Source organism: Pararhizobium sp. P1_E7 (assembly GCF_056405855.1).
Genome location: NZ_JBFUBH010000052.1, coordinates 1 through 25,572, shown reverse-complemented (window position 1 = coordinate 25,572; position 25,572 = coordinate 1). Strand labels below are relative to the sequence as shown.

Below are 25,572 nucleotides of genomic sequence, written 5' to 3'. Positions count from 1 at the left end.
GGTCCAAAATACACGCTGGAATTCGCACTGCTCGCCGATGGCGTTTCGAAGGACGAGCTCTATGATGTGCTGGCGACMGAAGAAGGCGTCGCGCGCGCCTTCAAGAAGCTCGACGAGCTAAAGCCGAACATCGTCTGGTGGGAATCGGGCGCACAGCCGCTGCAATTCCTCGCCTCCGGCGAAGTGGCGATGGCATCGGCCTATAACGGCCGCATCACCGGCATCAACCGGTCGGAAGGCAAGAACTTCAAGGTCGTCTTTCCGGGCAGCATCTACGCCGTCGACAGCTGGGTAGTGCTGAAAGACGCCGAGAACAAGGACGCGGCACAGGACTTCATCGCCTTCGCAAGCCTGCCCGAGAACCAGGCGAAGCTTCCCGAATTCGTGGCCTACGGCCTGCCGAACAAGGAAGCTGCGGCGCAAGTTCCAGCGGAATTCGCCAAGGACCTGCCAACCGATGCAGCGAACATGACGGACTCGATTTCACTCAATGTTGATTTCTGGATCGACAATGCGGAAACGTTGACGCAGCGCTTCAATGCCTGGCTGGCCCAGTAGAACATCCTCAAGGAAGGGCGCCTATCAGGTGCCCTTCCCGTCTGGCCGGCTGCGTTCTCGCGGGTTTTCCGGAGAACGTGTCCTCCGCCTCAAGCGATGGAGTCTTCCGTGGCCGAATTCATTCGATTTGACCGTATCACCAAATTCTACGGCCCGCTCTGCGTGGTCGAAAAACTCGACCTTGGCATCAGCAAGGGTGAATTCGTCAGCCTGCTTGGTCCCTCTGGCTCCGGCAAGACGACGCTGCTCATGATGCTTGCCGGCTTCGAGCAGGTCACTTCGGGCAATATTATCCTGGATGGCATCGCCATCAACGACGTGCCGACCCACAAGCGAGACATGGGCGTCGTGTTCCAGAGCTATGCGCTGTTTCCGCACATGTCGGTCGGCGAGAACGTCGCCTTTCCGCTCCAGATGCGGGGCATTGGCAAGGCGGAGATTGAAATGCGCGTCGCGCGCGCTCTCGACATGGTACAGCTTTCAGCGCTTGCCGAGCGCCGGCCGTCTCAACTGTCCGGCGGCCAGCAGCAGCGCGTGGCGCTGTCCCGCGCTCTGGTCTTCGAGCCGCGTGTGGTGCTGATGGACGAACCGCTCGGCGCGCTCGACAAGCAGTTGCGCGAGCAGATGCAGCTCGACATCCGCGACCTGCACCGCCGTCTCGGCCTCACCATCGTCTTTGTCACGCATGACCAGTCCGAGGCCCTGACCATGTCGGACCGCGTCGCCGTCTTCAACAAGGGCAAGATCGAACAGATCGGGACGCCGCGGCAGGTCTATGACGAACCGGCGACGCGCTTCGTTGCGGAGTTCATCGGCGAGACCAATCTGGTCGAGGGCGTCGTCGAGGCGGTAGAGGGCGCGGAAGCCAATGTGCGGCTGACCTCCGGTGCTCAAATCGTTTCGGCCGTTTCCGGCCCGGTGGCGCCGGGGCAGACGGTCTATCTTTCCATCCGCCCCGAGCGCGTCGATCTCACGGAGATCCGCGGCGATGCCCGCAATTGCCTGGAAACGGAGGTTACGGACTCTGTCTACCAGGGCGATCACCTGCGTGTGCAATTGCAGAACGCGGTCCATCCGCTGATCGCCAAGCTCGGCCGACGGTCGCGAGAGTTCCCGCCGGGCACTAAGGTGTATGCGGCCTTTTCGGCGGGTGATTGCCGGGTCATTGCGCCATGAGTGCAGGTGCTTCCCGAACCGCTCGGTCGCTCATTCTGCTGGCGCCGCTGCTCGTCTTCCTCATCGGCTTCTTCGTCTGGCCGCTGTTCAGCATGATGTCGCAGTCGGTGTCGGATACGGCTGTGCTGCGCCTTTTGCCGCGCACCGCGGTGGTGCTGCCGGTCTGGGACCGCAAGTCGCCGCCGACCATGCCCATGCAGACCGCGCTGATGGAAGACCTGACGGCTGTCGATGACGATCAGGCGCTGGGCGACATGGTGCGCCGCCTCAACAGCGCCCGCTCCGGCTTCCGCACGCTGATGTCGAAAACGACGAGCGCACTCGGTGACACGGCGAACCCGCCCGCCGACCTCGTTTCCATCGACAAGCGCTGGGAGAAACCGGAATTCTGGCTGGCGATCGCCGATGCGCTCTCGCCGCTGACCGACCGCAACCTGCTCGCCGCCGTCGATCTCGGCCGCAATGCCGCCGGCGATATCGAGCACCTGCCGGCCGACCAGTCCGTCAACCGCGTCATCCTCGTGCGCACCTTTTGGATCGCCGCGCTCGTCACTTTCTTCTGCGCCTGCATTGGCTTTCCCTATGCGATGATCGCCGCCTCGCTCGACGGCTGGAAACGCGACCTGATGCTGGCCGCCGTCCTGCTGCCGCTCTGGACCTCGCTTCTGGTGCGCACGGCCGCTTGGTTCATCCTTCTGCAGGAGCAGGGTCTCATCAACGATCTCCTGCGTTGGATTGGCATTATCGACGCGCCGTTGCCGCTGATCTTCAACCGTACCGGCGTCATCATCGCTATGACCCATGTGCTGCTGCCCTTTATGGTGCTGCCGATCTATTCCGTGCTCATCACCATACCGAAGAACCTGATGCTGGCGGCGGCATCCCTCGGCGCCCATCCGCTCCGCGCCTTCCTGCGCGTGCTCCTGCCGCTCAGTCTGCGCGGCGTCGCATCCGGCAGCCTGCTCGTCTTCATCTCGGCCATCGGCTACTACATCACGCCGGCGCTGATCGGCGGTCCGGCCGACCAGATGATCTCTTCGATCATCGCCTTCTACGCCACGGGCTCTGCAAACTGGGGCATGGCCGGCGCGCTTGGCGTCGTGCTGCTCGTCGCGACATTGCTTCTCTACAGCGTCTATGCGCGGCTCTCTGCCGAAGAACCGGGGAGGCCCTAGGCCATGCCGATGAAGCTCACCAAGTTCGCCTTCGCGTCGCTCACGATCCTCTTCCTCGTCGCCCCCCTCGTCGCGATCCTGCCGCTCGCCTTCACCTCGAGCGTTATACTCACCTATCCGATCCCCTCCTGGTCGCTGCGCTGGTTCGAGGAACTGTTCTTCGCGGATGCCTGGCGGCGGGCGATCGTTAACAGCCTGATCATCGGTACGGGCACAACACTGCTTGCGACCGTGCTCGGCACCGCCGCGTCGCTGGGGCTTCGCAATCGCCTCATCTTCTTCCGCGGCACGATACGCACGCTCTTCCTGCTGCCGATGGTGCTTCCGGCTGTGGTGCTCGGCGTCGGCATGCAGGTACTGCTGGCAGGCTTCGGCCTGACGAACAGCTATACCGGCGTGATCATTGCTCACACGGTGGTTGCCGTGCCCTTCGTGGTTGTGAGCGTCACCGGGGCGCTTGCCGGAATCGACGAGCGCGTGGAACTCGCAGCCCAGAGCCTCGGCGCGTCCCCGACGACGGTCTTCCGGCGCGTGACATTGCCGCTCGCCATGCCGGGCGTGGCGTCCGGTGCGGTGCTCGCCTTCGCCACCTCGCTCGACGAGGTCGTGCTGACGCTCTTCGTCGCCGGCCCCAACCAGCGCACGCTGGCGCGGCAAATGTTCTCCAGCATCCGAGAGAACATCAGCCCGGCGATTGCAGCCGCCGCCTTCCTCTTCATCGCCGCGACGATCATCATCGGCCTCGTTGTCGTGTTGTCCCGGTCCATGCTGGCGAAACGGCGCTAGGACGCGCTTTCAGGCGTCCGCAAGCACCTGATTGTTGAGTTCAGCAGGATGTAACCCATTTTTTTCATTTCGCGTTAGCCCACCAAATCTGATGTAGCGAATTGTCTGCGAACAACTTTTATTTGGCCCAAGTGGATCACGGCGAAATGGAAAAATGGGTCAAACTGAGCCGAGAATTAACAGGGGGGCGGCTCATAGATCTGTTCGCTGCCGAAGGCTTGGTGATTGGATGGCAGTTCCGTGCTTAATCACACGTAACCCGATGCCGGAGACGGTCGGGGCAATCGTCCTGTCACCGGCACGCTATGGCCGGCCTTTTCGAGGGACAATCCCGTGTCGGAAGGGATTCTGGGACTCAGAGTTCCGATCAATCCGGCCGATTCCTTCTTCGATCACTGGCACGCCGGTCCGCATCCCGTCGACCGATCGTTTCTCGATCTCCTGAGCCACGAGCCGGCGGCGAACCCGTCGAGAGGGCATCCTTGGCGCATTTTCGCGGCTTTACCTGACGCGGACGGCAATCCGGATTTCCGTGCCGGTCCTGTGCCTTGCCGGCAGCGAGGATGCCCTCTTCGATGCAGACCATCGTCGCACCCTTGCTGCGTTGCAGGATGCGAAACCATCCTGTTGGATGGTTTCGGCCACAACCCGCATTGGCAATATCTCGAGCAGGTGGCGCTTCATGTCGAACGTTTCTTCAAGGCGTTCTGGTCGCGGAAAAAAGAGAACATTTGACTGAAAGGTAGTCGCGTTACCATCCCGGTAGCTTTTCAGTTGCTCAGTTTCCTTCGGCCCACGTCCCAATCAACATTGTCATGAAGCGCTCGGCTGCGGGCGAAAGCGTCCCACCGCGACGGCGCACAATGCCTATCGTTCGCGAGATTTCAGGATTGCGAATCGGTCTCGTGACGAGGAACGGGTGTTCTTCCTGCGGTGTAGCGAGTTTCGGCAGAACCGAAATTCCAAGCCCGGCTTCCACCAAACCAAGCGATGTTGAAAGATGTGTGACTTCATAGGACCAACGCAGTTTCAAGTTCGATTTCGCCAACGCGGCGTCAAGAAGCGTACTGTTGCCGCTCGACCGGTGAACTGCGATCAGTTGATAGGGCGCCAAGGCCTTACCGAAAGGCGCGAAAGTCGAAATCGAGGCGGTTATTGCCTTGCCGGGAATTCCGCTGACTACTGCGTAAAGAAAGTCGACCGACCGCGCTCCCCGAGTGTACCAAAATCTTCTGTCATGCTCACACGGCTCGGTGCCAGTGACGGAACGCAGAGGCAACTATGGGGCGTAGCCGACGATGAACGCGCGAATCCGGTGGACCCTGCTCCGAATTCGGCCTGACGCCACCGGTCTGCCTGGTAGAGGTTTAAGCAGGCTATCAATCCGAGCTGGTCGCGTTTCTCAATTGTGGTCCGGTCCCTTCCGCATAAGGCATTCGAACCGACGGCTCCGCAAACACTTTGGATTACGCGCCCAAGAACGTGCTTGAATCGTCATCTGTAAATGTTTGCTCGAGGTCGAGGAAACAGATCATGCCGCTCTCCTGGACGATGATGCCCGCTGAATAGCTAACCCGTCGATTGAGCGACCGCGCCCAGCGTTTCGGCAAGCTGTCCGACCGCCGCGTTGAAATCGGATCGAAGGCTTTCAAAGTCGGCGGCGAAAGGTTCAGAGAGCTGGAAAGTGAGGTCGCCGCTGGCAAGATGCTTCAAACCGTTGGCCAAACCAGATGTTGCCTGAGCCATAGCTTCAGCCTTTATCCGCTCGACCTCGGCGACCTTGCGCCGTTCCTGTTCAGTCTGGTTCCGCTGCGTGTCAGCTTCCTGCTCGAGGCGCAGATTGGCGACAGCGTTCGCCCGAAACACTTCGACAGCGGCGGCCATCTCACCGATTTCGTCGGCGCGTCCGTCGTAGGGAATTGCGGAATTTGAACCACCTTCTGCCAGCGTCTTCATGGAAGCGGTAATTGTCTGGATCGGCCTGGCAATGCCCGTCACGGCAAACCAGATCGAACCGCCGATCGCCACCGCACACAAGCCGATGACGATCAACGTCATGACCAGAGCGGTGTGATAGACGGTTTTGCTGTTCGAATAGGTTTCCTTCGCCCCGGCTTCGGCGATTTCCAAAAGAGTGCTTACCTGCTTGACGATCTTGTCGGCCTGAGGCGCCAATTCCGACCAGAGAATTTGCTTGGCTTCGTCGGTCTTGCCCATACGGGAGGCGGTGACGACGCGCGCGCCGACAGCGTCGTAGTTCTGCACGTCCGCCCGGATCTGGTTGGTGATGTTAACTTGGCTCTTGCTCGTGCCGTTCGTTTCGAGGGCTCCCAAATGCACCAGAAAGGACTGGCCAGTCTGCTTTATTCTCGCCTCCGCACGCTCCCTGCCCGCGTCATCAACGGACAGGAGGTGGTCACGGTATACAACGCGCAGAGTGGTCAGGTCGGCGCTCATATTCTTCGCCAAGGCAAGGCTCGGCATCCAGTTAGTTGCCAGATCGCTGACGTATGTATTGACGACTTCCAGGCGATTTACCGAGTAAAACGCAAAGCCACCAAAGATTACGCTGATTGCGATCAGCATTCCTACGAGTGCGGTTTTGATTTTCGGACGAGACATGAATCCTCCCATCGCTGGACCGTAGTCCGGCGGAACAAGCAAGAGCACGCAAGGCAAAATCATTCTGCTTGGGGGTGCCGGAGGTGCGGAATACATTTCGGCACCAACTTTTTAAGACTCTAAAAGGTATATCTAATATGAAGTCAGAATCTTTCTTTTCATTTAGTTTGCCATTCAATTTACGACATTGATATCCAAGAGACGACATTTTTATAGATTTAATCGAAAACCGACCTCCGCCCCAGGTCCGCTTTAGTGCCTGACTTCGCTAACTAATCTCATGAGGTTCTCACCTACATCATTTCCGGACGTCTGATCGCTGAGCCATCGTTGAATCGACTGGGTCTGTAGGGTGAGATGTCCGTCATCGGAGTTTCATTGAGGACGATCTCGCTCACCAGCCGGCCAGCCCCCGGCCCGATAGCAAAACCGTGCCCGCTGAAGCCTGCAGCAATTACATAGCCGGGCAGTGTCTCCACTCTTGAAATCACCGGGACAAGATCAGGTGAGGTATCGATGAGCCCTCCCCATGCGCGCTCTACCGCTATCCCCATTCCCTGCGGTGTGATGTCGAGCCCGCCATTCCTCGAACCCTTGGTTTACTGGATCTGAACGATTAGCCACGCTAGATGGCGACGACGGGCGCCAGAAAATTGATGAGTTTTAACTCAGCTCCACCCCGTCTGCACTTTCGAAATCGAAGAATTTCTGGATCGCAAGGGCGGAAGCGCCACGCGACCAGATGTTGTTCTCCCAGTCGATCTCGATCGGCGGCGGCACTTCAAAGCTGTATTGCTTGACGGCCTCGATCATCGGATCAATCAGAGCCTTGCCAAACCGAATGGCTTCCCCGCCAACAATGACCACTTCCGGGTCGACCAGATCAATCATGCCGACGAGGCGGATGCCGATGTCGCGACCGATAGACCCCAGGAGCTCGACCGCCTGCCGATCCCCGGCTTCGGCTGCTTCCTGCAATCTGACCGGTTTCTGCCTCGCGCTCGTGGCACACAGTTCCAACCACTGCCTTTCGATGGCAGGTTCCGCAAACCGATGGCCCCAGTTCGAAAATGCGTCCGGGTTTATCCCACCGCCATCGACGGCAAAACCAATTTCACCGGCGGCAAAGCGCGCGCCGCGATGGATTTGCCCATGGAAAATCAGCGCCGACCCAACGCCCGTGCCGATAATCAGCACGAGCGCCGAAGAACGCCTGCGTGCAGCGCCGAACAGTTGCTGGGCGATGGCGAATGCATTGACATCGTTATCCACCCAAACAGGAACATGAACCTGCTCGGCAAGGAGGGAGGCAATCGCAACGTTGTGCCAGCCGAACCGGTGGGAGACCCGACAGACTCCATGCTCGACGTCTATCAATCCGGGCATTGCAAGCCCCACGCCGATCAGCTTTTCACTGCGCAGGTCGCTGTCTGGGATCAGTTGTTGGACCGCCTGCCTTGATGCTTCCGCCACGGTTTCAGGCTCCACGTTTGACAGTGCGACCACCGTGGCGGCCAGCGTCTCTGTGGAAAGATCCGTAAGCACCGCTTCGAGGCGGTCAGACATCAGCTTGAGGCCGATCGAATATCGTGCAGCGTAGTCGAGCTCGACCAGCACCGGTTTGCGCCCGCCCGTGCTTTGGGTACTCTCACCCTCTTTCAGAAACCCCTCCTCGATCAACTCGGAGACCAGTCCCGTTATTGCGGCATTGCTAAGGCCGGTCTTTGCGGCCAGCTCCCCGCGGCTCAAGCCCCCTTCCCGGCGCAGGAGATTGAGGGCCAGCCTCCGGTTGAGTGCTTTTGCGGTGCCTTGATCGACTTTACGTGCCATGCGCCCACCTTATTTCATTAAGTGAAAAAAGTCTTGCTATAATCCCCACCCTGAATTATAAGGCTCGCGAGGATCAATCTCCTGTTGCTGTAGCACAGCCGATTGGCGTCTGGGAGGAGTCCAGACGGTCTTCCAGCAAACCGCGGGCCCACCCGCAGACACTAACATATTCAGGCACGTATGCGCCGGATGTGGTGTGCGATCCCTTTCGCACGCCATGGATTTCTGCGCGCTCAAGGTGGAACGAGACAATGACGATTTCTTGGATTTCAACATCTCCGGCAGAGCAATGGGTCGCCAAGTCAATCGACCAGCCACTCAGTGCCATGCGCGGTCCGGCGTTGACCACTGGCACGCCCATCCTTGAGAATTTCAAAGGCTTTGGTGGTTGCTTCAACGAGCTGGGCTGGAAGGCACTCCAGCTTGTCGACGACAATGCGCGCCAAACCATCCTCGCGGACCTTTTCTCCAAGGACGCCTGTGCATTCAACTACTGCCGCTTGCCGATCGGCGCGAACGACTATTCGGAAATCTGGTACAGCCACAACGAAACGACCGGCGACTTCGCCATGGCTGATTTCTCCATCGAACGCGACCATCAATATCTGATCCCGTTTATCGAGGCGGCCAGGGAAATGCGGGGCGAAGAATTGACCCTCTTTGCCTCGCCCTGGAGCCCGCCGACCTGGATGAAATTCCCGCAGGCTTACAATTACGGCACGCTTGTCTGGCAGCCGGAATACCGTAAGGCCTATGCCGACTATTTCGTCCGTTTCGTCCAGGCTTACAGCGACATTGGCATTCCGATCGACGCCGTACATGTCCAGAATGAACCGAATTCCGACCAGAAGTTCCCGTCCTGTATCTGGACCGGAGCCAAGATGCGCGACTTCATCCGCGATGATCTCGGACCGGCATTCTCGGCAGCTGGCCTGAAGACGGAAATCTGGGCGGGTACGATCGAACGAGGTGACTTCAACGCCTGGGCCGGCACGATCTTCTCTGATGCCGAGGCGGCGGCCTACATCACCGGGGCCGGATTTCAATGGGCCGGAAAACATGCCGTCCAGCGGACGCGCCAGGCATTTCCGGACCTGCCGATCATTCAGACCGAGAACGAATGCGGCGATGGGGCCAATACATGGGACCATGCTCACCACGTCTTCGACCTGATCCAGCACTATGTTTCAAACGGCACTGAAGCCTATGTCTACTGGAACATGGTTCTTGAGCCGCAGGGCGAGAGTACCTGGGGCTGGCAGCAGAACTCGATGATCACCATCGATCCTGAAAACCTGGCCGTGATCTACAACCCCGAATTCTACGTGATGAAGCACTTCAGCGCCTTCGTTCGTCCGGGCGCCAAGGTACTTGCCACCGTGGGGCCGATGGCGGCAAACGCGCTTGCCTTCCGCAATCTTGACGGCACGACCATCTTCGTCATCCAGAATCCAAGCGATGCGCCTCGCAACGTCCCCCTATCTCTTGGAGAGGAGGCGGCAACGTTCACCCTGCCCGCGCGCTCGATCAACACAATCCGTTTTTGACTGTTCTGGTGGACGATCCCCGTCTGCCCTGCTTGAGGAGGAAGTACATGAACCTTTCAATACGCATGCTCAGGAATACCGCGCTTTTTCTGTCGCTTTCTGCGTCCACCGCGCTGGCGCAGACGACCGTCAACATTCTGCGTCCGGAAGTACCGGCCAACGAAAAGGCCTATTACGACCGGGTTGTCAGTGAATTCGAGAAGACGCATACCGGCGTCGACATCGCGTTCGAATACCTCGCCAACGAAGCCTACAAGCAAAAGCTGAGCACGCTTCTGCAATCCGACGCGAAGCCCGACTTGATCTACAGCTGGGCAGGTGGCGTGCTGGCGCAGCAGGCGGAAGCCGGTGTCTTGCAGGATATCACTGCGGTGATGTCGCCGGAATGGGCGGACAGTCTGTCGGCGGCAAGCCTTGCTGCGTTCACCGTTGATGGCAAGGTCTATGGCATACCCACCAACGCCAATGAGGTTGTGTTCTGGACCAATACGGACCTCGCCAACAAGGCTGGCATCGATCTGAGCGCCATCAAGACCTGGGACGACTTCCTCGCGGGGGTCAAAAAGGCGAAGGAAGCCGGCGTTACGCCGATCCTCGCCGGGGGTAAGGACAAGTGGCCGCTGCACTTCTACTACGGCTACCTGATGGTGCGCGAGGCGGGCAAGGACGGACTGGCTGCGGCCACTGCCGGAGAAGGCGATGGTTTTGCGTCAGCACCGTTCATTAAAGCGGGAGAGGACTTCAAGGCACTTCTCGATCTCGAACCCTTCCAGCCGGGCTTCATGGACGCGACCTTCGAGCAGGCGACCGGCATGTTCGGCGACGGCAAGGGCATCTTCCACCTGATGGGTGACTGGGATTACGGCACAGCCAAGCAGAATTCCGCCACAGGCAAGGGTATTCCTGACGAAAAGATGGCGACTGTCCGGTTCCCGGTGGTCGCCGGCGGTGCCGGGCAGGCAACCGATACCTTCGGCGGCATCAATGGGTTTGCCGTGGTCGCCGGTGCGAAGCCCGAAGCGGTCGAATTCCTGAAATACCTCTCAAGCAAAGAAAACCAGGCAGAAGCCGGTGCTGAAGGTCTCTTCATTCCCGTAACCAAGGGTGCGGATGACCGGATGAGCAATCCCTTCTTCAAGCAGATGTCGGCCGCCCTGGTCGCGTCCAGCTTCCACCAGATCTTCCTCGATCAGGCGTTGGGGTCGGACGTTGGGGCGACAGTCAACGATGCCGCAGCAGACATTGCCCAGGGTGCGGCAACCCCGGAAGAAGCCGCGAAAACCGTTCAGGATGCGTGGTCCGTTCGTTGAAATTCGCATCTCGCCGGCAGGTTTGACCTGCCGGCCCCATCCAGTGGAGCGAAGCCATGACCAACGCAGCAAACATACACAACCGGAAGTCCCGTTCGATAATCGCCGATCTCATGTCCAGCAAAGGCCAGGCAGTCCTTCTCATGCTGCCACCAGCCTTGTTACTGTTCACCTTGTTCGTCGCCTTGCCGCTGTTCGATGCGGCGTACTACAGCCTGTTCAAATGGAACGGATACGGCACACCGACCGATTTCGTCGGGCTCGACAATTTCCGTCAGGTTCTCAATCACGGCATCTTCTGGCAGTCCGTTCGCAACACCCTGATCGTGCTCGCCGTTTCGCTGTTCATCCAGCTGCCGCTCGCACTCGGCCTTGCGCTGATGATCTACGAGAAGACGCCCGCGAACACCTTGTTCCGGTTGGTCTTCTTCCTGCCCTACATCCTGGCGGAAATCGCCTCCGGATTGATCTGGAGCTTCGTCTTCGACGGCAATTCCGGCGTCGCAAGCGCCGTTTTCAAGTCACTCGCGATGGACCCCGTATTCATTCTCGCCGATCGCAACTGGGCCTTTCTCGCTATCACGCTCGTGGTGGTGTGGAAATATTTCGGCTTTCACATGATGATTTTCGTGGCTGCCTTGCAAAGCGTTCCGAAGGAACTTCTGGACGCTGCAAGACTCGAAGGTGCAAAGCGCTGGGAAGTCGTCCGCTTTGTCCAGGTGCCGTTGATCGGGGCGGCAATCGGCGTCTCCGCCTTTTTCGCCGTCGTCGGGTCGCTGCAACTCTTCGACGTCGTCATTCCGTTGACCAATGGCGGGCCGTCCAATTCGACACACACCATCGTCACCTATCTCTACAGCTTCGGCCTAACCCGCAACCGGATCGGTTTCGGTAGCGCTGTCGGCGTCTTGCTCTTCGTTGCCGCCGTCGGGGTCTCGATCTTTTATCAATATCAAACCAACAGGAGGAGCAAGTGATGACCTACGCTCGCTTGGTTCCACAGCTCGCGCGTCTGGCGATCCTGCTGATTGTCGTAACGTTCGTACTCGGCCCTTTGACGGTCGCCGTGTTCGGCGGCTTCAAAACGAATGGCGAACTGCTAGCCAGTCCCTTCGGCCTTCCTTCACACTGGAACACCGAATTCTATTCGGCACTGCTCAACGATCCCGGCTTCTGGAAATATCTCGGCAATTCGCTGATCATCTCGCTTTCCACGGTCGTCCTGACGCTGATCGTTGCGGCCGCAGCCGCTTACGTGTTTGCGCAAATCCGTTTCTTCGGCTCCAGGATGATGATGTCTTACCTCTTGGCCGGCCTCGTGTTTCCGTTCGCGACGGCAATCCTTCCGCTCTTCATCAAGGTGCGGGACTTCGGCCTTCTCGACAGCTACTGGGCGGTGATCCTGCCGCAGACGGCGTTTGGCCTGTCGCTCTCCATCCTGCTCTTCAAGACATTCTTCGAGCAGTTGCCCAAGGAGCTCTTCGAAGCGGCCTATGTTGAAGGTTGCGGCTATATCCGCTTCTTCTGGCGCTTCACCCTGCCCCTTTCGACACCGATCCTTGCCACCGTCGGCGTCTTTGCCTTCGTTCAAAGCTGGAACAACTTCCTGCTGCCGCTCGTGGTGATCAACTCGCGCGACCTGTTCACCTGGCCGCTCGGCATGATGCAGTTCCGTGGAGAATTCCTCGTCGAATGGAACAGGGTTCTCGCATTCATCACACTCACCATCCTGCCGGCCGTCGTCTTTTTCGTCGCCGCGCAGAAATACATCGTTGCCGGCCTGACGGGCGGCGCAGTCAAGGGCTGAAACTTAATTTTGGGAGGACTAGGACATGGCAAATGTAGAACTTAGCAACATCAACAAGACCTTCGGAGCAGTCGAGACGATCCCCGATTTGACGCTTTCGGTTCCGGACGGCTCTTTCACGGTGCTTGTTGGCCCCTCCGGCTGCGGAAAGTCGACTTTGTTGCGCATGGTGGCAGGTCTTGAGGAGCCAAGCCGTGGCAAGATTTCGATCGGTGGCAGGGATGTCACCCGTGAGGAGCCGTCCAAGCGCGGCATCTCGATGGTCTTCCAATCCTACGCGCTTTTCCCCCATATGACGGTCGAGCAGAATATCGACTTCGGCCTCCGGCTTTCGAAGACACCACCGGAGGAACGGCAGAAACGCGTCGATGCAGCGGCCGAGATCCTGCATCTAAAGCCCCTTCTCAAGCGCAAGCCGGCAGCCCTCTCCGGCGGTCAGAGACAGCGCGTTGCGATCGGACGTTCAATTGTCCGCAACCCTGACGTTTTCCTGTTCGACGAACCCCTTTCCAATCTTGACGCGGCTCTGCGCAACCAGATGCGAGTCGAACTCGCGGATCTGCATGAGCGGTTGAAATCGACGATGATTTACGTGACCCACGATCAGGTCGAGGCGATGACGCTTGCTGATCAGATCGTTGTGATGAATGCCGGAAGAATCGAGCAGGTCGGTGCGCCGATGGAACTCTACAACCGCCCGCAAACACTTTTCGTTGCAGGCTTCATCGGTTCCCCCCGGATGAACCTGATTACCGGCGAGGCTGCCGCAAAAGAGAGAGCGAAGACGATTGGTGTCCGGCCCGAACATATTGAGCTAGGCGAGCGTGGTGCCTGGAAGGGCCGGCTGCGCTTTGCCGAACATCTCGGCAACGAGACGATCGCTTACATCGACTCCGAACTTGGGGAACTGATCATCCGGATTAATGGCGACCACAAGATGAAACCGGGGGAAGTGCTGCAGTTTCAATTCCTGCAAGAACATCTTCACCGCTTTGATGAAAGCGGGCAACGGATTCACTGACTGTCAACGGCGGAGCAAGACCAGGCCACGCGCCGGAGGAATAGTCGGCCACTTGTGGCGAACGCATGAGACCTCGGGGAGGGCGTAGCCCGAACGGGGGGTCTCGTGCGTGCGCGGCGATTTTTTGAGAGGGTTTCAGCCGGCCTTTCGGGCGCGGCTTTGGGCGAGACGGTAGCTGTCGCCGTTCATCTCGAGGATGTGACGTGGTGGGTGATGCGGTCGAAGCAGAGCCCCGGTCAGACGCTCGGAGCCTAAGGTTTCCGTCCATTCGTCAAACGGCAGATTGCTTGTGATGAGGGTGGCACCCCGTTCGTAGCGTTGCGAGATCAGCTCGAAGAGCAATGGTATGTAGATTACGCGGCCTGCCAAAAGGCACGGGTGGAGCACCGTGAGCTAACGCCTCTAACCAATGCGTTTTTCCCACAGCCTAATGTGGTGTCAGGACGGACCAGGCTCGGGCCGTTACTTTTTCCGTAATAGTAGCAATCGCGGCGCGAGAAGCATCGGCGCTTCTTACCGAGACTTCAGGTCGTGAGATGCGGAACGTCCCGACCGGACGCTTACGGCGACTATCCATTGGTCCCGTGCTCAACATAGTCAACAACGTGCGCAGTCGTATCCTCACAGTCCCGACGGTATAATGCGTGGCTCCGCTCCGGCCGGAATCGAGCGACGCCTATAACGTCTATATCAAATGCCGGGAAGCGTCGGTCTAAACTGGGGCGGGCAGTGGCCCCGCTACCGTCACTCTCGCAAGACTCCATACGATCAATAGCCAAGTGCAATGCCGTCCTTGCGCGATTCCGATGCGCCGGTCAGCGTTCCGTTATCCCAGTCGATGCGGATCATCGTCGCGCTCTTGCCGCTGCGTTGCAGGATGCGAAAACCATCCTGTTGGATGGTTTCGGCCACAACCCGCATTGGGAAGATCCCGAGCAGTGGCGCTTCATGTCCAACGGTTTATTCAAGGCGTTCTGGTCGCGGAAAAAGAGAACATTTGACTGAAAAGTAGCTGAGATGCCTATCTCGGCAGCTCTTTAGGTGCTCAGTTTCCTTCGGCCCAGGTTCCTATCAACATTGTCATGAAGCGCTCGGCTGCGGGTGAAAGCGTCCCACCGCGACGACGCACGATGCCGATCGTTCGTGAGATTTCGGGATTGCGAATAGGCCTCGTGACGAGAAACGGGTGCTCTTCCTGTGGTGTGGCGAGTTTCGGCAGAACCGAAATTCCAAGCCCGGCTTCCACCAAACCAAGCGACGTCGAGAGATGCGTGACTTCATAGGACCAGCGCAGTTTCAGGTTGGATTTCGCCAACGCGGCGTCAAGAAGCGTACGGTTGCCGCTCGACCGGTGAACTGTGATCAGTTGATAGGGCGCCAGATCACCCCATTCGAGCTCACTCTTTGCCGCCAGCGGATGATCCTTGCGTGCCGCCAGGACGAAGGGATCTTCGATGAGCCTCTCGAAGATGAGGTCGGGATCTGAAAAGCCCATGATATTGATGCCGAACTCGACTTCCCCACGGGCGACTGCCTGCAGTCCATCGGTGGCCGGCAGATCGAGAATGCGAAAACGAATGTTCGGATACTCGGCGCTGAATTGCTTAATGACGGTCGGTAAAAAATAAAAAGCAGCCGTTGGCAGGCATGCGATCGTCACAAGGCCGCTGCGCTGAGATCCTACATCGCGCACCGCAAACAGCGACGTGTCGAACTCCTCAAGCATTCGTCGCACCAACGGGATCAGCTCCGCGCCAAGGGCGGTTGTCGAGACATGGCGCGTGGTGCGCTCGAGCAAAGGCGCCCCGATTGCCAACTCGAGCTTCTGAATTCGACGGCTGAGGGCCGGCTGTGACAGATTAAGCGCTTCGGCAGAGCGGTGGAAGTTTTCCAGTTCGACGACCGATAGAAACGCGCGCAGATCCAGTATCTCGCAATTAATGCTCATAACGCATCATTCCTTCTGATATTCGCATTTCACATATCAATCGTTTTGCCGCTTACTGCAACAAAGAAGCTGATTGATATTTAAATCACATCAGTATGCGGACACAACAATGAACGACCTGATTTCCATTCCCTGTGTTTTGATGCGAGGCGGCACCTCAAAAGGACCGTTCTTTCTCGCATCCGATCTTCCGTCGGATGAGCGTCAACGCGATCAGATCCTGCTTTCGGTCATGGGGTCTGGTCATCCCCTGCAGATTGACGGTATCGGCGGTGGCAACGCCGTCACCAGCAAGGTTGCCATCGTCGGCCCGGCAACCGTGTCCGATGCGGATGTGGATTATCTGTTCGCCCAGGTCCGCATCGATCAACAGTTCGTGGATACCTCGCCCAACTGTGGAAATATGCTGGCGGCCGTCGGGCCGTTCGCGATCGAGGCCGGCCTGGTCAAGGCGGCGACGGGCGTAACCCGCGTGCGCATTCACAACGTCAATACCGGCAAACTAATCGAAGCGGAGGTTCCGACCCCTGATGGCCGCGTTGCCTATATGGGAGATGCCTCGATCGACGGCGTGCCCGGCAACGCGGCACCGATCGCGCTGACCTTCATGGACGCGGCCGGGGCACGCACGGGCAAGCTTTTTCCCACCGGTAACCCGTGCGACAGGATCGATGGCATCGATGTGACCTGCATCGATTGCGCGATGCCGATGATGCTGCTCGAGGCCGCCGCCCTCGGTGTGACGGGCAATGAATCGGCTGCCGAACTCAATGCCAACGGCGCATTGCTGCAGCGGCTCGAAACCTTGCGGCTCGAGGCAGGCCGGCGCATGGGCATGGGCGATGTCGGCAATCAGGTGACGCCAAAGCCGGTACTGATCTCCAGGCCCAACAAGGGCAGCGATCTCCGGGTGCGCTATTTCATGCCGCACCAGTGCCACCCGTCTCTTGCAACAACCGGCGCGGTTGGGATTGCCACGGCCTGCATCAGCGACGGAACCGTCGCTGCGCAACTGATCGGCAATCGCAAGCCGCCGGTCGTCCTCGTTCTCGAACATCCAAGCGGTCGTTTGGAAGTAAAACTGGATACCCGCGACGGCAAGACAGTTGCCGGAATCCTGCGGACGGCCCGACGCCTCTTCGAGGGCCGGGTCTTTGCAAAACCTATCGCGCAAGTGGTTTGCGCTGCATAATCGGAAGTGGTTGCCGGGAGGGCGCCACGCATCAGGGAGGAATACACATGCGTAAACTCATACTCGCCCTTGCGGCAACGGTCGCATTCGCCGGTTCGGCTTTTGCGGAACCCGTCCGCATCAGCGTCGGGTCCTATAACCTCAACAACCTGCCCTTCCCGGTTGCAGCTGGCCTAGGTCTGTACGAGAAGGAAGGCCTCGACGTGACCGTCGAAAACTTCGCATCTGGCGGCTCCAAGACGCTGCAGGCGCTTGTTGCCGGCTCCACGGATATTGCTGTCGGCTTCTACGATCATACGATCCAGATGCAGTCGCAGAACAAGGCGGTCGTCGGCTTTGTCCAGCTTGCGCGCAATTCTGGCCTGGTTCTGGCCGGCGGGAAAAACTCATCCTTTGATCCGACCAAACCGGAAACGATCAAGGGCGCGAAGATCGGCATCACCGCACCGGGATCATCTTCCGACTTCTTCGTGCGCTACTACCTGCAGCGCAACAAWCTTTCGGCCGACGACATCTCGCTGATCGGCGTCGGATCCGGCGCGGCCGCAGTCGCGGCGCTAGAGCAGGGAAAAGTCGATCTTCTGGTCAACTACGATCCCGCGGCGACCTTTATTGAAGCCAAGGGTGTCGGCAAGATTTTGATCGACGCCCGCAGCGACGAGGGTGCCAAGGAAATCTATGGCGGAATTTATCCGACCTCCGTTCTCTATGCGACCCAAGCCTATATCGATGAGAACCCGGAAACCATCCAGAAGGTCACGAACGCGACCGTCAAGGCACTGGCCTGGATGAACACACATAGCGCTGAGGAGATCGTCGAAAAACTGCCGAAAGAATTTATTTCGGGCGACCGGGACACCTATGTGAAGGCCGTCCAGAATGCCAAACCGATTTTCTCGGTGGATGGCAAATTCAGCGAGACCGACACGCAGACGCCGTTGGCCGTTCTGAAGAGCTTCAATGAAAAGGTTGCTGCCGCAACAATCGATCTTTCCAAAACCTACACGAACGCTTTCGTGGACAAGGTAACGGATAAGACAACCAACTGATCCTAGGAGGAGGCCATGTCTTTGGCTGTCGTAAACCCCATGCCTATCCCGACGGGACAGCAACACGCAAAGTCGATGGTATCGATCGACGCCGTGACAATGTCGTTTGGTTCATATGTCGCGGTGCAGGACGTCAACCTCACGGTTGCCGATGGCGAGTTTCTCGCCATCGTCGGCCCGACCGGTTGCGGCAAGAGCACCATTTTGAACGCGATCGCAGGTCTTCTGAAACCCGCGAGCGGAACGGTGACGATCGACGGCACGCCGGTAAAGAGCGTCCAGAACGACATCGGCTATCTCTTCCAGCAGGACGCGCTGCTTCCGTGGAAGACATCCATCGAGAATGTCGAGCTCGGCCTGATGTTCAGAGGTGTTGGAGCCACTGAGCGCCGCGAGCGTTCGATGAGCTGGCTTGCCAAGGTCGGGCTGAAGGGCTTCGAACACCGCTATCCGCACCAACTCTCCGGCGGCCAGCGTAAACGTGTCCAGATGGCGCAGGCCCTCATTGCCGGTCCGAAGGTGATCCTGATGGACGAGCCCTTCTCGGCGCTCGACATCCACACGCGGCATCTCATGCAGAATGAATTGCTACGCCTTTGGCAGGAAGAACGTCGCGCCGTGGTCATGATCACGCACGACCTCGAAGAGGCCATCGCGCTTGGAGACCGCGTCGCCATTCTGGCCGCCGGCCCTCGTTCGCGGGTCATCGAAAGTTTCCCGGTCGATCTCGAGCGGCCACGGGATGTGGCAGAGATCAAACTCGATCCACGCTTTATGGATCTGTATCGCAATATCTGGGCTTCCCTGCGCGGCGAAGTGGAGAAAAGTGTTGATTTCCACTGAGAGCTGACCCGGCATTTCCACCGAGAAGTGACCCGCCTTAGGTATCGTTCGTGTTGGTCGTGGTGGTCAAGTTCCTGCGTTTTTCCTTTGCGGTTTTGGGCTCATGCGCTGAGCTGTTCTTGAAGCGGAAGCTGTCGTTTCCCGTTTCCAGGATGTGGCAGTGGTGGGTAAGCCGGTCGAGCAGCGCGGTCGTCATCTTGGCGTCGCCGAACACGCTGGCCCATTCGCTGAAGCTCAGGTTGGTCGTGATGATGACGCTGGTGTGCTCGTAGAGCTTGCTCAGCAGGTGGAAGAGCAGTGCGCCGCCTGAAGCGCTGAACGGCAGGTAACCAAGCTCGTCGAGAATGACGAGATGGTTGTTGGCGTCGTCGAGGAAGTCGCAGCGATGAAGCTGCTGCACGAGCGCCTCGTTGATCTCGCTACTGGCGAAGTCAAAGCCATTCAGATCACGGTAGGCCGGGAAGCGTGCGGTTTTGAGCTGATAAGCCGTTGATCGGACTTCGCGCTCCGCGGTCTCCGCCTTGAGAAGCTGGGACAAGATCGGAATGGCAGCCTCGAACGCCGGCGATCCCTGCTCGGTCAAATCACCGACGGCATGGGCCATGCCATGCATCTTCAACTGTCGCAGCATGATAACGATCGCGCCGCTTGCCGGGTTATGACGCATGGCGAACCTCCGTCTTTCTCAAGGTATCGTATCGTTCGACATTGGCCTTGGGCTCATTGGTGAGTGTCAGGGCCTGAGGTGCGTCGAGGGTCGGCGGCGTGAAGGTTTTGCCGTCAACGAGGCGATGCAGCAGGTTCAGCACGTGCGTCTTCGTCGGGACGCCGGACTTCAGCGCCATATCGACGGCCAATAGCACCGCTTGTTCGTCGTGCTGGAGGACAAGGGCCAGGATATCAACCATCTCGCGGTCACCGCCGGGCTTTTTGAGCAGGTATTGCTGCAACGTCCGGAAGGCTTCGGGAAGCTCGATGAATGGAGCACCGTTGCGAAGAGCGCCCGGTTTGCGCTGCACGACCGCCAGATAATGCCGCCAATCGTAGATGGTCTGCCCCGGCCGATCATGGGAACGATCGATGACGCGGCGGTGCTCACAGACGATCTGACCTTCCGCGGCGACGACGACACGCTCCGGATAGACCCGAAGGCTCACCGGACGATTGGCGAAGGAGGCTGGAACGCTGTAGCGGTTGCGCTCGAGATGCACGAGGCAGGTGGGCGTGACCCGCTTCGTATACTCGACGAACCCGTCGAACGGTCTGGAAACCGGCATGAGAGCCGGCGTCTCCTCAACCCAGATGTCCGCAATGGTGCCACGCATCTGACCGTGTGGTGTCTTTGCCCAAAACTCTTTGCAACGCTGTTCCAACCAATCGTTCAATGCTTCCAGCGATGGAAAGTGCGGGACGGGTTGAAAGAACCGGTGGCGCGCATCCTGCACATTCTTCTCGACCTGTCCCTTCTCCCAGCCGGATGCCGGATTGCAGAACTCGGGCTCGAACACGTAATGGCTGGCCATCGCCATGAAGCGGACGTTGACGTCGCGTTCTTTGCCACGGCCGACCTTGTCGATCGCCGTGCGCATGTTGTCGTAGATGCCGCGACCGGGAATGCCACCGAAGACACGGAAGGCATGATTGTGGGCGTCAAACAGCATCTCGTGCGTCTGCAGGAGATAGGCCCGGACGATGAAGGCCCTGGAGTAGCTTAGCTTCGTGTGAGCGACCTGGAGCTTGGTGCGCTCATTGCCGATGATCGCCCAATCTTCCGACCAGTCGAACTGGAAGGCTTCGCCGGGTTCAAACGCCAGTGGAACGAAGGTGCCACGGCCGGTCGTCTGCAATTCCCGCTGTCGATCATCGCGCCATTCCCGAGCAAATGCCGCCACGCGATTGTAGGACCCTTCGTAGCCGAGGCTCACAAGATCAGCATGCAACTGCTTCATCGTCCGCTTCTGCTTGCGGCCCTTCTTGGATTCCGTCTTTAGCCAGGCCGATAACCGATCCGCAAAAGGATCGAGCTTGCTCGGCCGCTCCGGGACGTTGAACTTCGGCTCCACGTCGCCGGCACGCAGATATTTGCGGATGGTATTCCGGGATAAGCCGGTCCTGCGGCAAATCTCCCGGATTGATAGACGCTCTCGAAAATGCCAGCGCCGGATCACGCTCAGTAACGCCATGTCGATCACTCCAGAGCCCCCGCTGAAACCACGCAGGGGACGGTTGAAACATGGGTCAATTCTCAATGGAAATATCTGGCTGCGCCGGGTCAGCTCTCAGTGGAAATCAACACCCATGCCCCCTATAACGATCATGAACATGATCTTGAACGAGGTATCGACGGAGTAGGATGCAACCCCGAGGGAGCCGAGAAACACGAATGCCCAGAGGGCGCCGGCGACACCACAGTAGAACGCACTAATTGCGAAGGCGGAAAGCTTTGTGTGAGCGATCGATAGTCCCATGATTTCTGCGGCGGTCTCATGGTCACGTATTGCCATCCAGCGCCGACCGATGTGGCTTCGCGTCAGGTTAATCGCGATCAAGGTCATAACTGCCACGACGGCCAGCACGAAGTAGTAGTTGCGGACTGGCGTGTCGATTGCGACGCCCATCACCGAAATCTTTGGCGTTGAGACGACCCCGGATGGGTGATAGTTCCAGAACCAGGCGACCTTTGAGAACAGCCACTCAACGAAGAACTGGATCGCGAGGGTCGCTATAGCGAGATAGAACGCTTTAAGCCGGAGGCTTGGCAAGCCGAAGAGTATCCCAACCAAAGCGGCAACCGCGCCGCCGATTAGGAAATCGACCACAATAGGAAGCATCGGCAGATTAGTGGCGCATTTGTAGCTAACATAGGCGCCAATTGCCATGAAGGCACCCGAACCAAGTGATGCTTGCCCCGCGTATCCCATGAGGATGTTCAGTCCGATCGCCGCAATGCTAAGAATCAGAAATGGAACAACGAGCGCGGTCAACATATATGGACTGGCGACCTGTGGCAGCAAGAGCACGGCGGCGCCAGCCAGAATACCAGCAATCACTCGATCTTCAGGGCGTTTGATGATGGCGCTCTGCGCGCTATAGCTGGTGATAAGCCGCCCGGCTTCTCTATAAAACATCGTTTAAATCCTTCGCAGTTCACGCGTTCCAAATAAGCCCGCCGGTCGGACAAGAAGCACAAGGATGGCGATGACATAGGGGAACCAACTTTCGGTCGCGCCTCCGACCATACTGCCCAGATACACTTCGAAAAGCTTCTCACTCCCTCCGATGATGAGACCACCGACAATCGCACCGGGAATGGAGGTCAAACCTCCGAGCACTATGACAGGCATCGCCTTCATCGCGATCATGTTCAGGGCTGGCTGTACGCCGAGCTTCGCGGCCCATACGATACCGGTGATGAGCGAGACAATTCCGGCTACGCTCCAGACAATGATCCAGACTTTATGGATCGAAACACCGACCGAGATTGCCGCTTGATTGTCATCAGCCACGGCTCGAAGTGAAAGACCGATCGACGTCCTCTGAAAAAAAAGCGCCAGGCCCGCGACCAGCAAACCGCATATCACTGCCACAGACAGCTCGAATTGCTCGATAAAGATGTCTCCGATGATGAACTGTCCGTCTGGAAAACCGATATCGAGCACACGGACTTCGGATCCCCAGAGTAGCTGGCTCAACCCGAGAAGAACGTAAGAAAGGCCTATCGTAGCCATGAAGAGGCTTATCGGCGGCTGGTTCACAATGCGGCGCAGTATCACGAATTCTACGCTGAATGCGAGAGCGACCATGACGACGAGTGTAAGGAATGCGGAGGCTACGAGGCCGAGCCCAAAGCTGTGAAACCCCGCCAAGGTCGCTGCCGCAAAAAGCACCATCGCGCCCTGTGCGAAATTGAATAGGCCCGACGCCTTGTAAATCAGCACGAAACCGATTGCGATAAGGGAGTAGAGAACCCCGGTCAGCAGGCCGCTTATAAGCACTTCGAGAAAGAATTGAAAATCCGAGAAGGTCATTTGAAGCCATCCGTGTCTGGTGAATTCAGGCCAATCAAGTGCAGTGCTGCGCTCATCAAGCCGCCTCTTTACCGAGGTATGCTTCGATGACTTTCTCATTGGTCGTGATCTCTGTCGGAGTGCCTTCAGCAATCTTCACGCCGTGATCGAGCACCGCTATCCGGTCCGACAACTTCATGATGATGCCGACGTCGTGTTCGATTAGGACGAACGTGATCTTCTGTGACTTGTTCACATTTGTGATGAAGTCGGCCATCTCAGCCTTCTCGTCGTCGTTCATCCCCGCCATCGGTTCGTCTAGCAGGATGAGACGCGGTTCTGCGCAGAGTGCTCTTCCGAATTCAATTCGCTTCCGGATTCCGTAGGACAATTGTCCAACCGGCGTGTCACGGTGGGGCTCCAGCCTTAAGAAATGGACGATATCTTCTACAAACGCGCGATGCCTCATCTCCTCAGAGCGCGTCGGCCCCCAGTACATTGCCGCTTCAAGGAAACCGGTCTTCATTTTCAAACTGCGACCGAGTAGCAGGTTTTCGACGGTGGAGAGGCCATCGAACAAAGCGAGGTTTTGAAACGTCCGAGCGAGACCGAGTTTGGCGGCGGCTGTGACAGATAAGTTTACTGAAGTGCTCGCGCCAAAACGAACCGAACCTTGAGTTGGGCGATAGAAACCATTGATACAGTTCAGCAGAGAGGTTTTTCCCGCTCCATTTGGGCCGATGATGGAGTAAATTTGCGTTTCGAACACCTCAAGACTGACTTCCGAAATGGCTTTCACGCCACCGAAACGCAGACTAACATTATCAACCCCTACAATGATTGGTGCTCGCACTAACGTGTTTGACATATCAAGCTCCGCTTCCGGAAAGCGGAACCCACAATGAAGATCCAGTCTTCCCGCTTACGTTAGAGATGGTCCGAAAGACAACGTCACCATTTCTGGTGAGGCTCCGCTCAACAGCGCTGAGAGGCGGATTGAACAAGTAAAAGCCATCAAGCTGGAGAACGTAGGGTGAATCGGCTGCTGCCGCGAGATTTGTCGATCGAACGAGATCGGTGAAAGCTGCTTTGATTTCACTTTGAGAAATAAGCTGCTCATACTCCGCACCGGCATCGCTAGAGCAGGCGCGTACGAACTCTTGGTCAGGATTGATTGCTACCGCCCATCGGCCCGCAGAGGTCTGCGTGAACACCAGGTGCCGAACAAGGAGGGATGAGCGCAATCTCCGGCCATGACGTATTAGCGCTTGGGCGACGTCAAAATCGGTAACTGATTGACTCGCATCCCATTTCTCCTCGTCGAATTCTCGCGTTCGTAGGTCTCGGAGCTCCACTCCGAAAGCGCGATAGCGCTCTGTCATTTCCCGCGGCAGAAAACCTTGGGCCGAGCCAAGGAAGCGAACTCGCGAAACCCCCGTAGCGCTTCGCAACGGCCGTCTAAAAAGATAATCGAGAAAGACACCCAATTGTTTTTGCTGTCGCTCTGCCTTTGCCTTTTCATGCATCCAGTTTGCGAGACGCGTGGATCTTCGAATACGCGCCTCGATATGGGCAAGAAAGCTTCGGTAAAACGACGCCGGAGCCAGGATGAAACTTGGAGAGAGATTCCTCAAATCCTGAAAAACAGTGGTAGTGCTCTCAACCACGCTTATTCTCGCGCCAACGCAGAGCGCTGCTGCGAACTGCAGAAACTCGCCCTCCCATGCCAGCGGTAAAAAGCTGACCAGTTCGTCATCTGCCGTCATTTCTGTCTGATTGATGAGACGGGTTACGGCAATTTGCAAATTGTCGTCCGCATAAGCGATCATTGTAGGTTCGCCAGCGTCATCGTATCCCGCCAGCTCCACAACGCCTGCCGGCCTATTCGACGCATCGATATCCACGCGAGGCGATGAACCCGTGTGATGCTTCAGGGACGTCGCGACGAAGACACCCTTCTGCAACCCGACTTCCGGCGAAAGGGAAATTATTGCGTCGATCCGCCTTCCCCCGTTACGCATGCGAATTGCTGCGTCAACCAGATCCGCGTTGCCCGCGATGAGAAATTTGAACGAGCTCTTTGAATGCACCTCGGCCAGCTCGTCCTCCAGAAGACTCGGGTGGACAATCACTGCCACTGCGCCAACCTTCTGTAGTGCCAACAGATACCAATAGAGACGAAGATCAGCTTCGCCAGATATGCAGACTTTGTCTCCCTCGCGAACCCCGGCATGAGAAAGAAATTGCGTCGCGAGTCCTACCTCATCCCTCGCCTGCGCCCAGTTCCACTCCTTCCACAGGCCCCTTATTTTTGCTCTATAACCAACACGGTCCGGATGTTCTCGTGCGTTTCTGTTTAAGAACTCAATTAAGGATGACTGCGTCAATTGTGCGAAATTCTTGTGCACTGCCTGGGGAGACAATGGGTGTGGCTGTTCTGCTGACAATTTCCTCAACATCCCCAGTTTGCTCATGCCATGCTCCGCTCAAGCTCGGTCGCTCCGAACTCTTCGACTGAGAAAAATGGAAGCAGCCCTGTTCCGGGATGGCAGTTGAAGTATATGAATCCAGCGTTCTCGCTGCGAATGATGCCCACTTCATGCCAGGTACGAAGCTCCAGCTTGTGATCGTACTTCCGATACATCTGCTGCCAACGAGCAAAAATCATCAAGTGGGTGACGTGCGTCGAGGACCAGTCTTC

The 25,572-nt window shown here is 57.9% G+C and carries 25 protein-coding genes and 2 pseudogenes; 13 read left to right on the top strand and 14 right to left on the bottom strand.

Features of this window, described 5'->3' with window-relative positions; translation table 11 throughout:
- The 5 genes from AC1D17_RS23695 to AC1D17_RS23675 all read left to right on the top strand — a co-directional run.
- Positions 1-558 (top strand): extracellular solute-binding protein (locus tag AC1D17_RS23695; RefSeq protein WP_477567753.1); only part of this gene is annotated, 558 nt, incomplete at its 5' end.
- A 96-nt stretch (positions 559-654) separates the two neighbouring features.
- Positions 655-1,734, top strand: coding sequence for an ABC transporter ATP-binding protein (locus AC1D17_RS23690; protein ID WP_477567752.1), 1,080 nt, complete (start codon positions 655-657; stop codon positions 1,732-1,734).
- Complete coding sequence (locus AC1D17_RS23685) at positions 1,731-2,909, top strand: ABC transporter permease (protein ID WP_477567751.1); 1,179 nt, start codon at positions 1,731-1,733, stop codon at positions 2,907-2,909. Before AC1D17_RS23690 ends, AC1D17_RS23685 begins: the two co-directional genes overlap by 4 nt.
- 3 nt (positions 2,910-2,912) lie before the next feature.
- The gene (locus AC1D17_RS23680) at positions 2,913-3,695 is read left to right on the top strand and encodes an ABC transporter permease (RefSeq protein ID WP_477567750.1); all 783 of its coding nucleotides are present in this window, start codon (positions 2,913-2,915) and stop codon (positions 3,693-3,695) included.
- Positions 3,696-4,028: 333 nt separating this feature from the next.
- On the top strand, positions 4,029-4,430 hold the full coding sequence (locus tag AC1D17_RS23675; RefSeq protein WP_477567749.1) for a hypothetical protein: 402 nt from the start codon (positions 4,029-4,031) through the stop codon (positions 4,428-4,430).
- Between the two features lie 43 nt (positions 4,431-4,473).
- On the opposite strand, the pseudogene AC1D17_RS23670 reads toward AC1D17_RS23675, so the two are convergent.
- The 4 genes and pseudogenes from AC1D17_RS23670 to AC1D17_RS23655 all read right to left on the bottom strand — a co-directional run.
- Positions 4,474-4,809: pseudogene (locus tag AC1D17_RS23670) on the bottom strand (LysR substrate-binding domain-containing protein); the annotation flags it as partial.
- 455 nt (positions 4,810-5,264) lie between these two features.
- Complete coding sequence (locus tag AC1D17_RS23665) at positions 5,265-6,317, bottom strand: MCP four helix bundle domain-containing protein (RefSeq protein ID WP_477567748.1); 1,053 nt, start codon at positions 6,315-6,317, stop codon at positions 5,265-5,267.
- 293 nt (positions 6,318-6,610) lie between these two features.
- A pseudogene (locus AC1D17_RS23660) lies at positions 6,611-6,880 on the bottom strand (NAD(P)/FAD-dependent oxidoreductase); the annotation flags it as partial.
- 100 nt (positions 6,881-6,980) lie between these two features.
- Positions 6,981-8,147, bottom strand: a complete 1,167-nt coding sequence (locus tag AC1D17_RS23655; protein ID WP_477567747.1) for an ROK family protein — start codon at positions 8,145-8,147, stop codon at positions 6,981-6,983.
- 251 nt (positions 8,148-8,398) lie between these two features.
- Here AC1D17_RS23655 and AC1D17_RS23650 point away from each other — a divergent pair, with 251 nt between their 5' ends.
- The 5 genes from AC1D17_RS23650 to AC1D17_RS23630 are packed head-to-tail and all read left to right on the top strand — an operon-like array spanning position 8,399 to position 13,832.
- Positions 8,399-9,694, top strand: a complete 1,296-nt coding sequence (locus AC1D17_RS23650) for a glycoside hydrolase family 30 protein (RefSeq protein ID WP_477567746.1) — start codon at positions 8,399-8,401, stop codon at positions 9,692-9,694.
- A 47-nt stretch (positions 9,695-9,741) separates the two neighbouring features.
- On the top strand, positions 9,742-11,004 hold the full coding sequence (locus AC1D17_RS23645; protein ID WP_477567745.1) for an extracellular solute-binding protein: 1,263 nt from the start codon (positions 9,742-9,744) through the stop codon (positions 11,002-11,004).
- Positions 11,005-11,060: 56 nt separating this feature from the next.
- Positions 11,061-11,981: a carbohydrate ABC transporter permease gene (locus AC1D17_RS23640; protein ID WP_477567744.1), complete on the top strand. Its 921-nt coding sequence runs from the start codon at positions 11,061-11,063 to the stop codon at positions 11,979-11,981.
- Entirely contained in the window at positions 11,981-12,811 is an 831-nt protein-coding gene (locus AC1D17_RS23635) for a carbohydrate ABC transporter permease (protein WP_112858187.1), read from the top strand. The genes AC1D17_RS23640 and AC1D17_RS23635 overlap by 1 nt, the downstream gene beginning before the upstream one ends.
- Positions 12,812-12,836: 25 nt before the next feature.
- A complete protein-coding gene (locus AC1D17_RS23630) occupies positions 12,837-13,832 on the top strand; it encodes an ABC transporter ATP-binding protein (RefSeq protein ID WP_477567743.1) in 996 nt (331 codons plus the stop codon).
- A gap of 135 nt (positions 13,833-13,967) precedes the next feature.
- On the opposite strand, the gene AC1D17_RS23625 is transcribed toward AC1D17_RS23630, so the two are convergent.
- The 3 genes from AC1D17_RS23625 to AC1D17_RS23615 all read right to left on the bottom strand — a co-directional run bounded on the left by AC1D17_RS23625 (position 13,968) and on the right by AC1D17_RS23615 (position 15,780).
- Complete coding sequence (locus tag AC1D17_RS23625) at positions 13,968-14,219, bottom strand: ATP-binding protein (RefSeq protein ID WP_477567742.1); 252 nt, start codon at positions 14,217-14,219, stop codon at positions 13,968-13,970.
- Between the two features lie 381 nt (positions 14,220-14,600).
- Positions 14,601-14,753 (bottom strand): hypothetical protein, encoded by a 153-nt coding sequence (locus AC1D17_RS23620; RefSeq protein WP_477567741.1) that lies wholly within the window; start codon positions 14,751-14,753, stop codon positions 14,601-14,603.
- Between the two features lie 124 nt (positions 14,754-14,877).
- Positions 14,878-15,780: a LysR family transcriptional regulator gene (locus tag AC1D17_RS23615; RefSeq protein WP_477567740.1), complete on the bottom strand. Its 903-nt coding sequence runs from the start codon at positions 15,778-15,780 to the stop codon at positions 14,878-14,880.
- 109 nt (positions 15,781-15,889) lie between these two features.
- On the opposite strand from AC1D17_RS23615, the gene AC1D17_RS23610 reads away from it, so the two are divergent.
- From AC1D17_RS23610 to AC1D17_RS23600, 3 genes are read left to right on the top strand one after another with little or no spacing between them, the layout of a single operon-like run.
- Complete coding sequence (locus tag AC1D17_RS23610; protein WP_477567739.1) at positions 15,890-16,972, top strand: 4-oxalomesaconate tautomerase; 1,083 nt, start codon at positions 15,890-15,892, stop codon at positions 16,970-16,972.
- A 47-nt stretch (positions 16,973-17,019) separates the two neighbouring features.
- Positions 17,020-18,021, top strand: a complete 1,002-nt coding sequence (locus AC1D17_RS23605) for an ABC transporter substrate-binding protein (protein WP_477567738.1) — start codon at positions 17,020-17,022, stop codon at positions 18,019-18,021.
- A 15-nt stretch (positions 18,022-18,036) separates the two neighbouring features.
- Entirely contained in the window at positions 18,037-18,864 is an 828-nt protein-coding gene (locus AC1D17_RS23600) for an ABC transporter ATP-binding protein (RefSeq protein WP_477567737.1), read from the top strand.
- Between the two features lie 37 nt (positions 18,865-18,901).
- On the opposite strand, the gene AC1D17_RS23595 is transcribed toward AC1D17_RS23600, so the two are convergent.
- The 7 genes from AC1D17_RS23595 to AC1D17_RS23565 all read right to left on the bottom strand — a co-directional run.
- Positions 18,902-19,531, bottom strand: coding sequence for an ATP-binding protein (locus AC1D17_RS23595; protein ID WP_477567736.1), 630 nt, complete (start codon positions 19,529-19,531; stop codon positions 18,902-18,904).
- Positions 19,521-21,047, bottom strand: coding sequence for an IS21 family transposase (gene istA, locus AC1D17_RS23590; RefSeq protein WP_477567735.1), 1,527 nt, complete (start codon positions 21,045-21,047; stop codon positions 19,521-19,523). Before istA ends, AC1D17_RS23595 begins: the two co-directional genes overlap by 11 nt.
- A gap of 96 nt (positions 21,048-21,143) precedes the next feature.
- Positions 21,144-21,992: a branched-chain amino acid ABC transporter permease gene (locus AC1D17_RS23585; protein WP_477567734.1), complete on the bottom strand. Its 849-nt coding sequence runs from the start codon at positions 21,990-21,992 to the stop codon at positions 21,144-21,146.
- A gap of 3 nt (positions 21,993-21,995) precedes the next feature.
- Positions 21,996-22,892 carry a branched-chain amino acid ABC transporter permease gene (locus AC1D17_RS23580; RefSeq protein WP_477567733.1) on the bottom strand — a complete coding sequence of 299 codons (897 nt, stop codon included), beginning with the start codon at positions 22,890-22,892 and terminating at the stop codon, positions 21,996-21,998.
- A 55-nt stretch (positions 22,893-22,947) separates the two neighbouring features.
- Positions 22,948-23,739 (bottom strand): ABC transporter ATP-binding protein, encoded by a 792-nt coding sequence (locus tag AC1D17_RS23575; RefSeq protein ID WP_477567732.1) that lies wholly within the window; start codon positions 23,737-23,739, stop codon positions 22,948-22,950.
- 1 nt (position 23,740) lies between these two features.
- A complete protein-coding gene (locus tag AC1D17_RS23570) occupies positions 23,741-25,345 on the bottom strand; it encodes an AMP-binding protein (RefSeq protein WP_477567731.1) in 1,605 nt (534 codons plus the stop codon).
- Positions 25,342-25,572, bottom strand: a 231-nt coding sequence (locus AC1D17_RS23565) for a phenylacetaldoxime dehydratase family protein (protein ID WP_477567730.1), incomplete at its 5' end; no start/stop codon positions are given. The genes AC1D17_RS23570 and AC1D17_RS23565, both read right to left, overlap by 4 nt.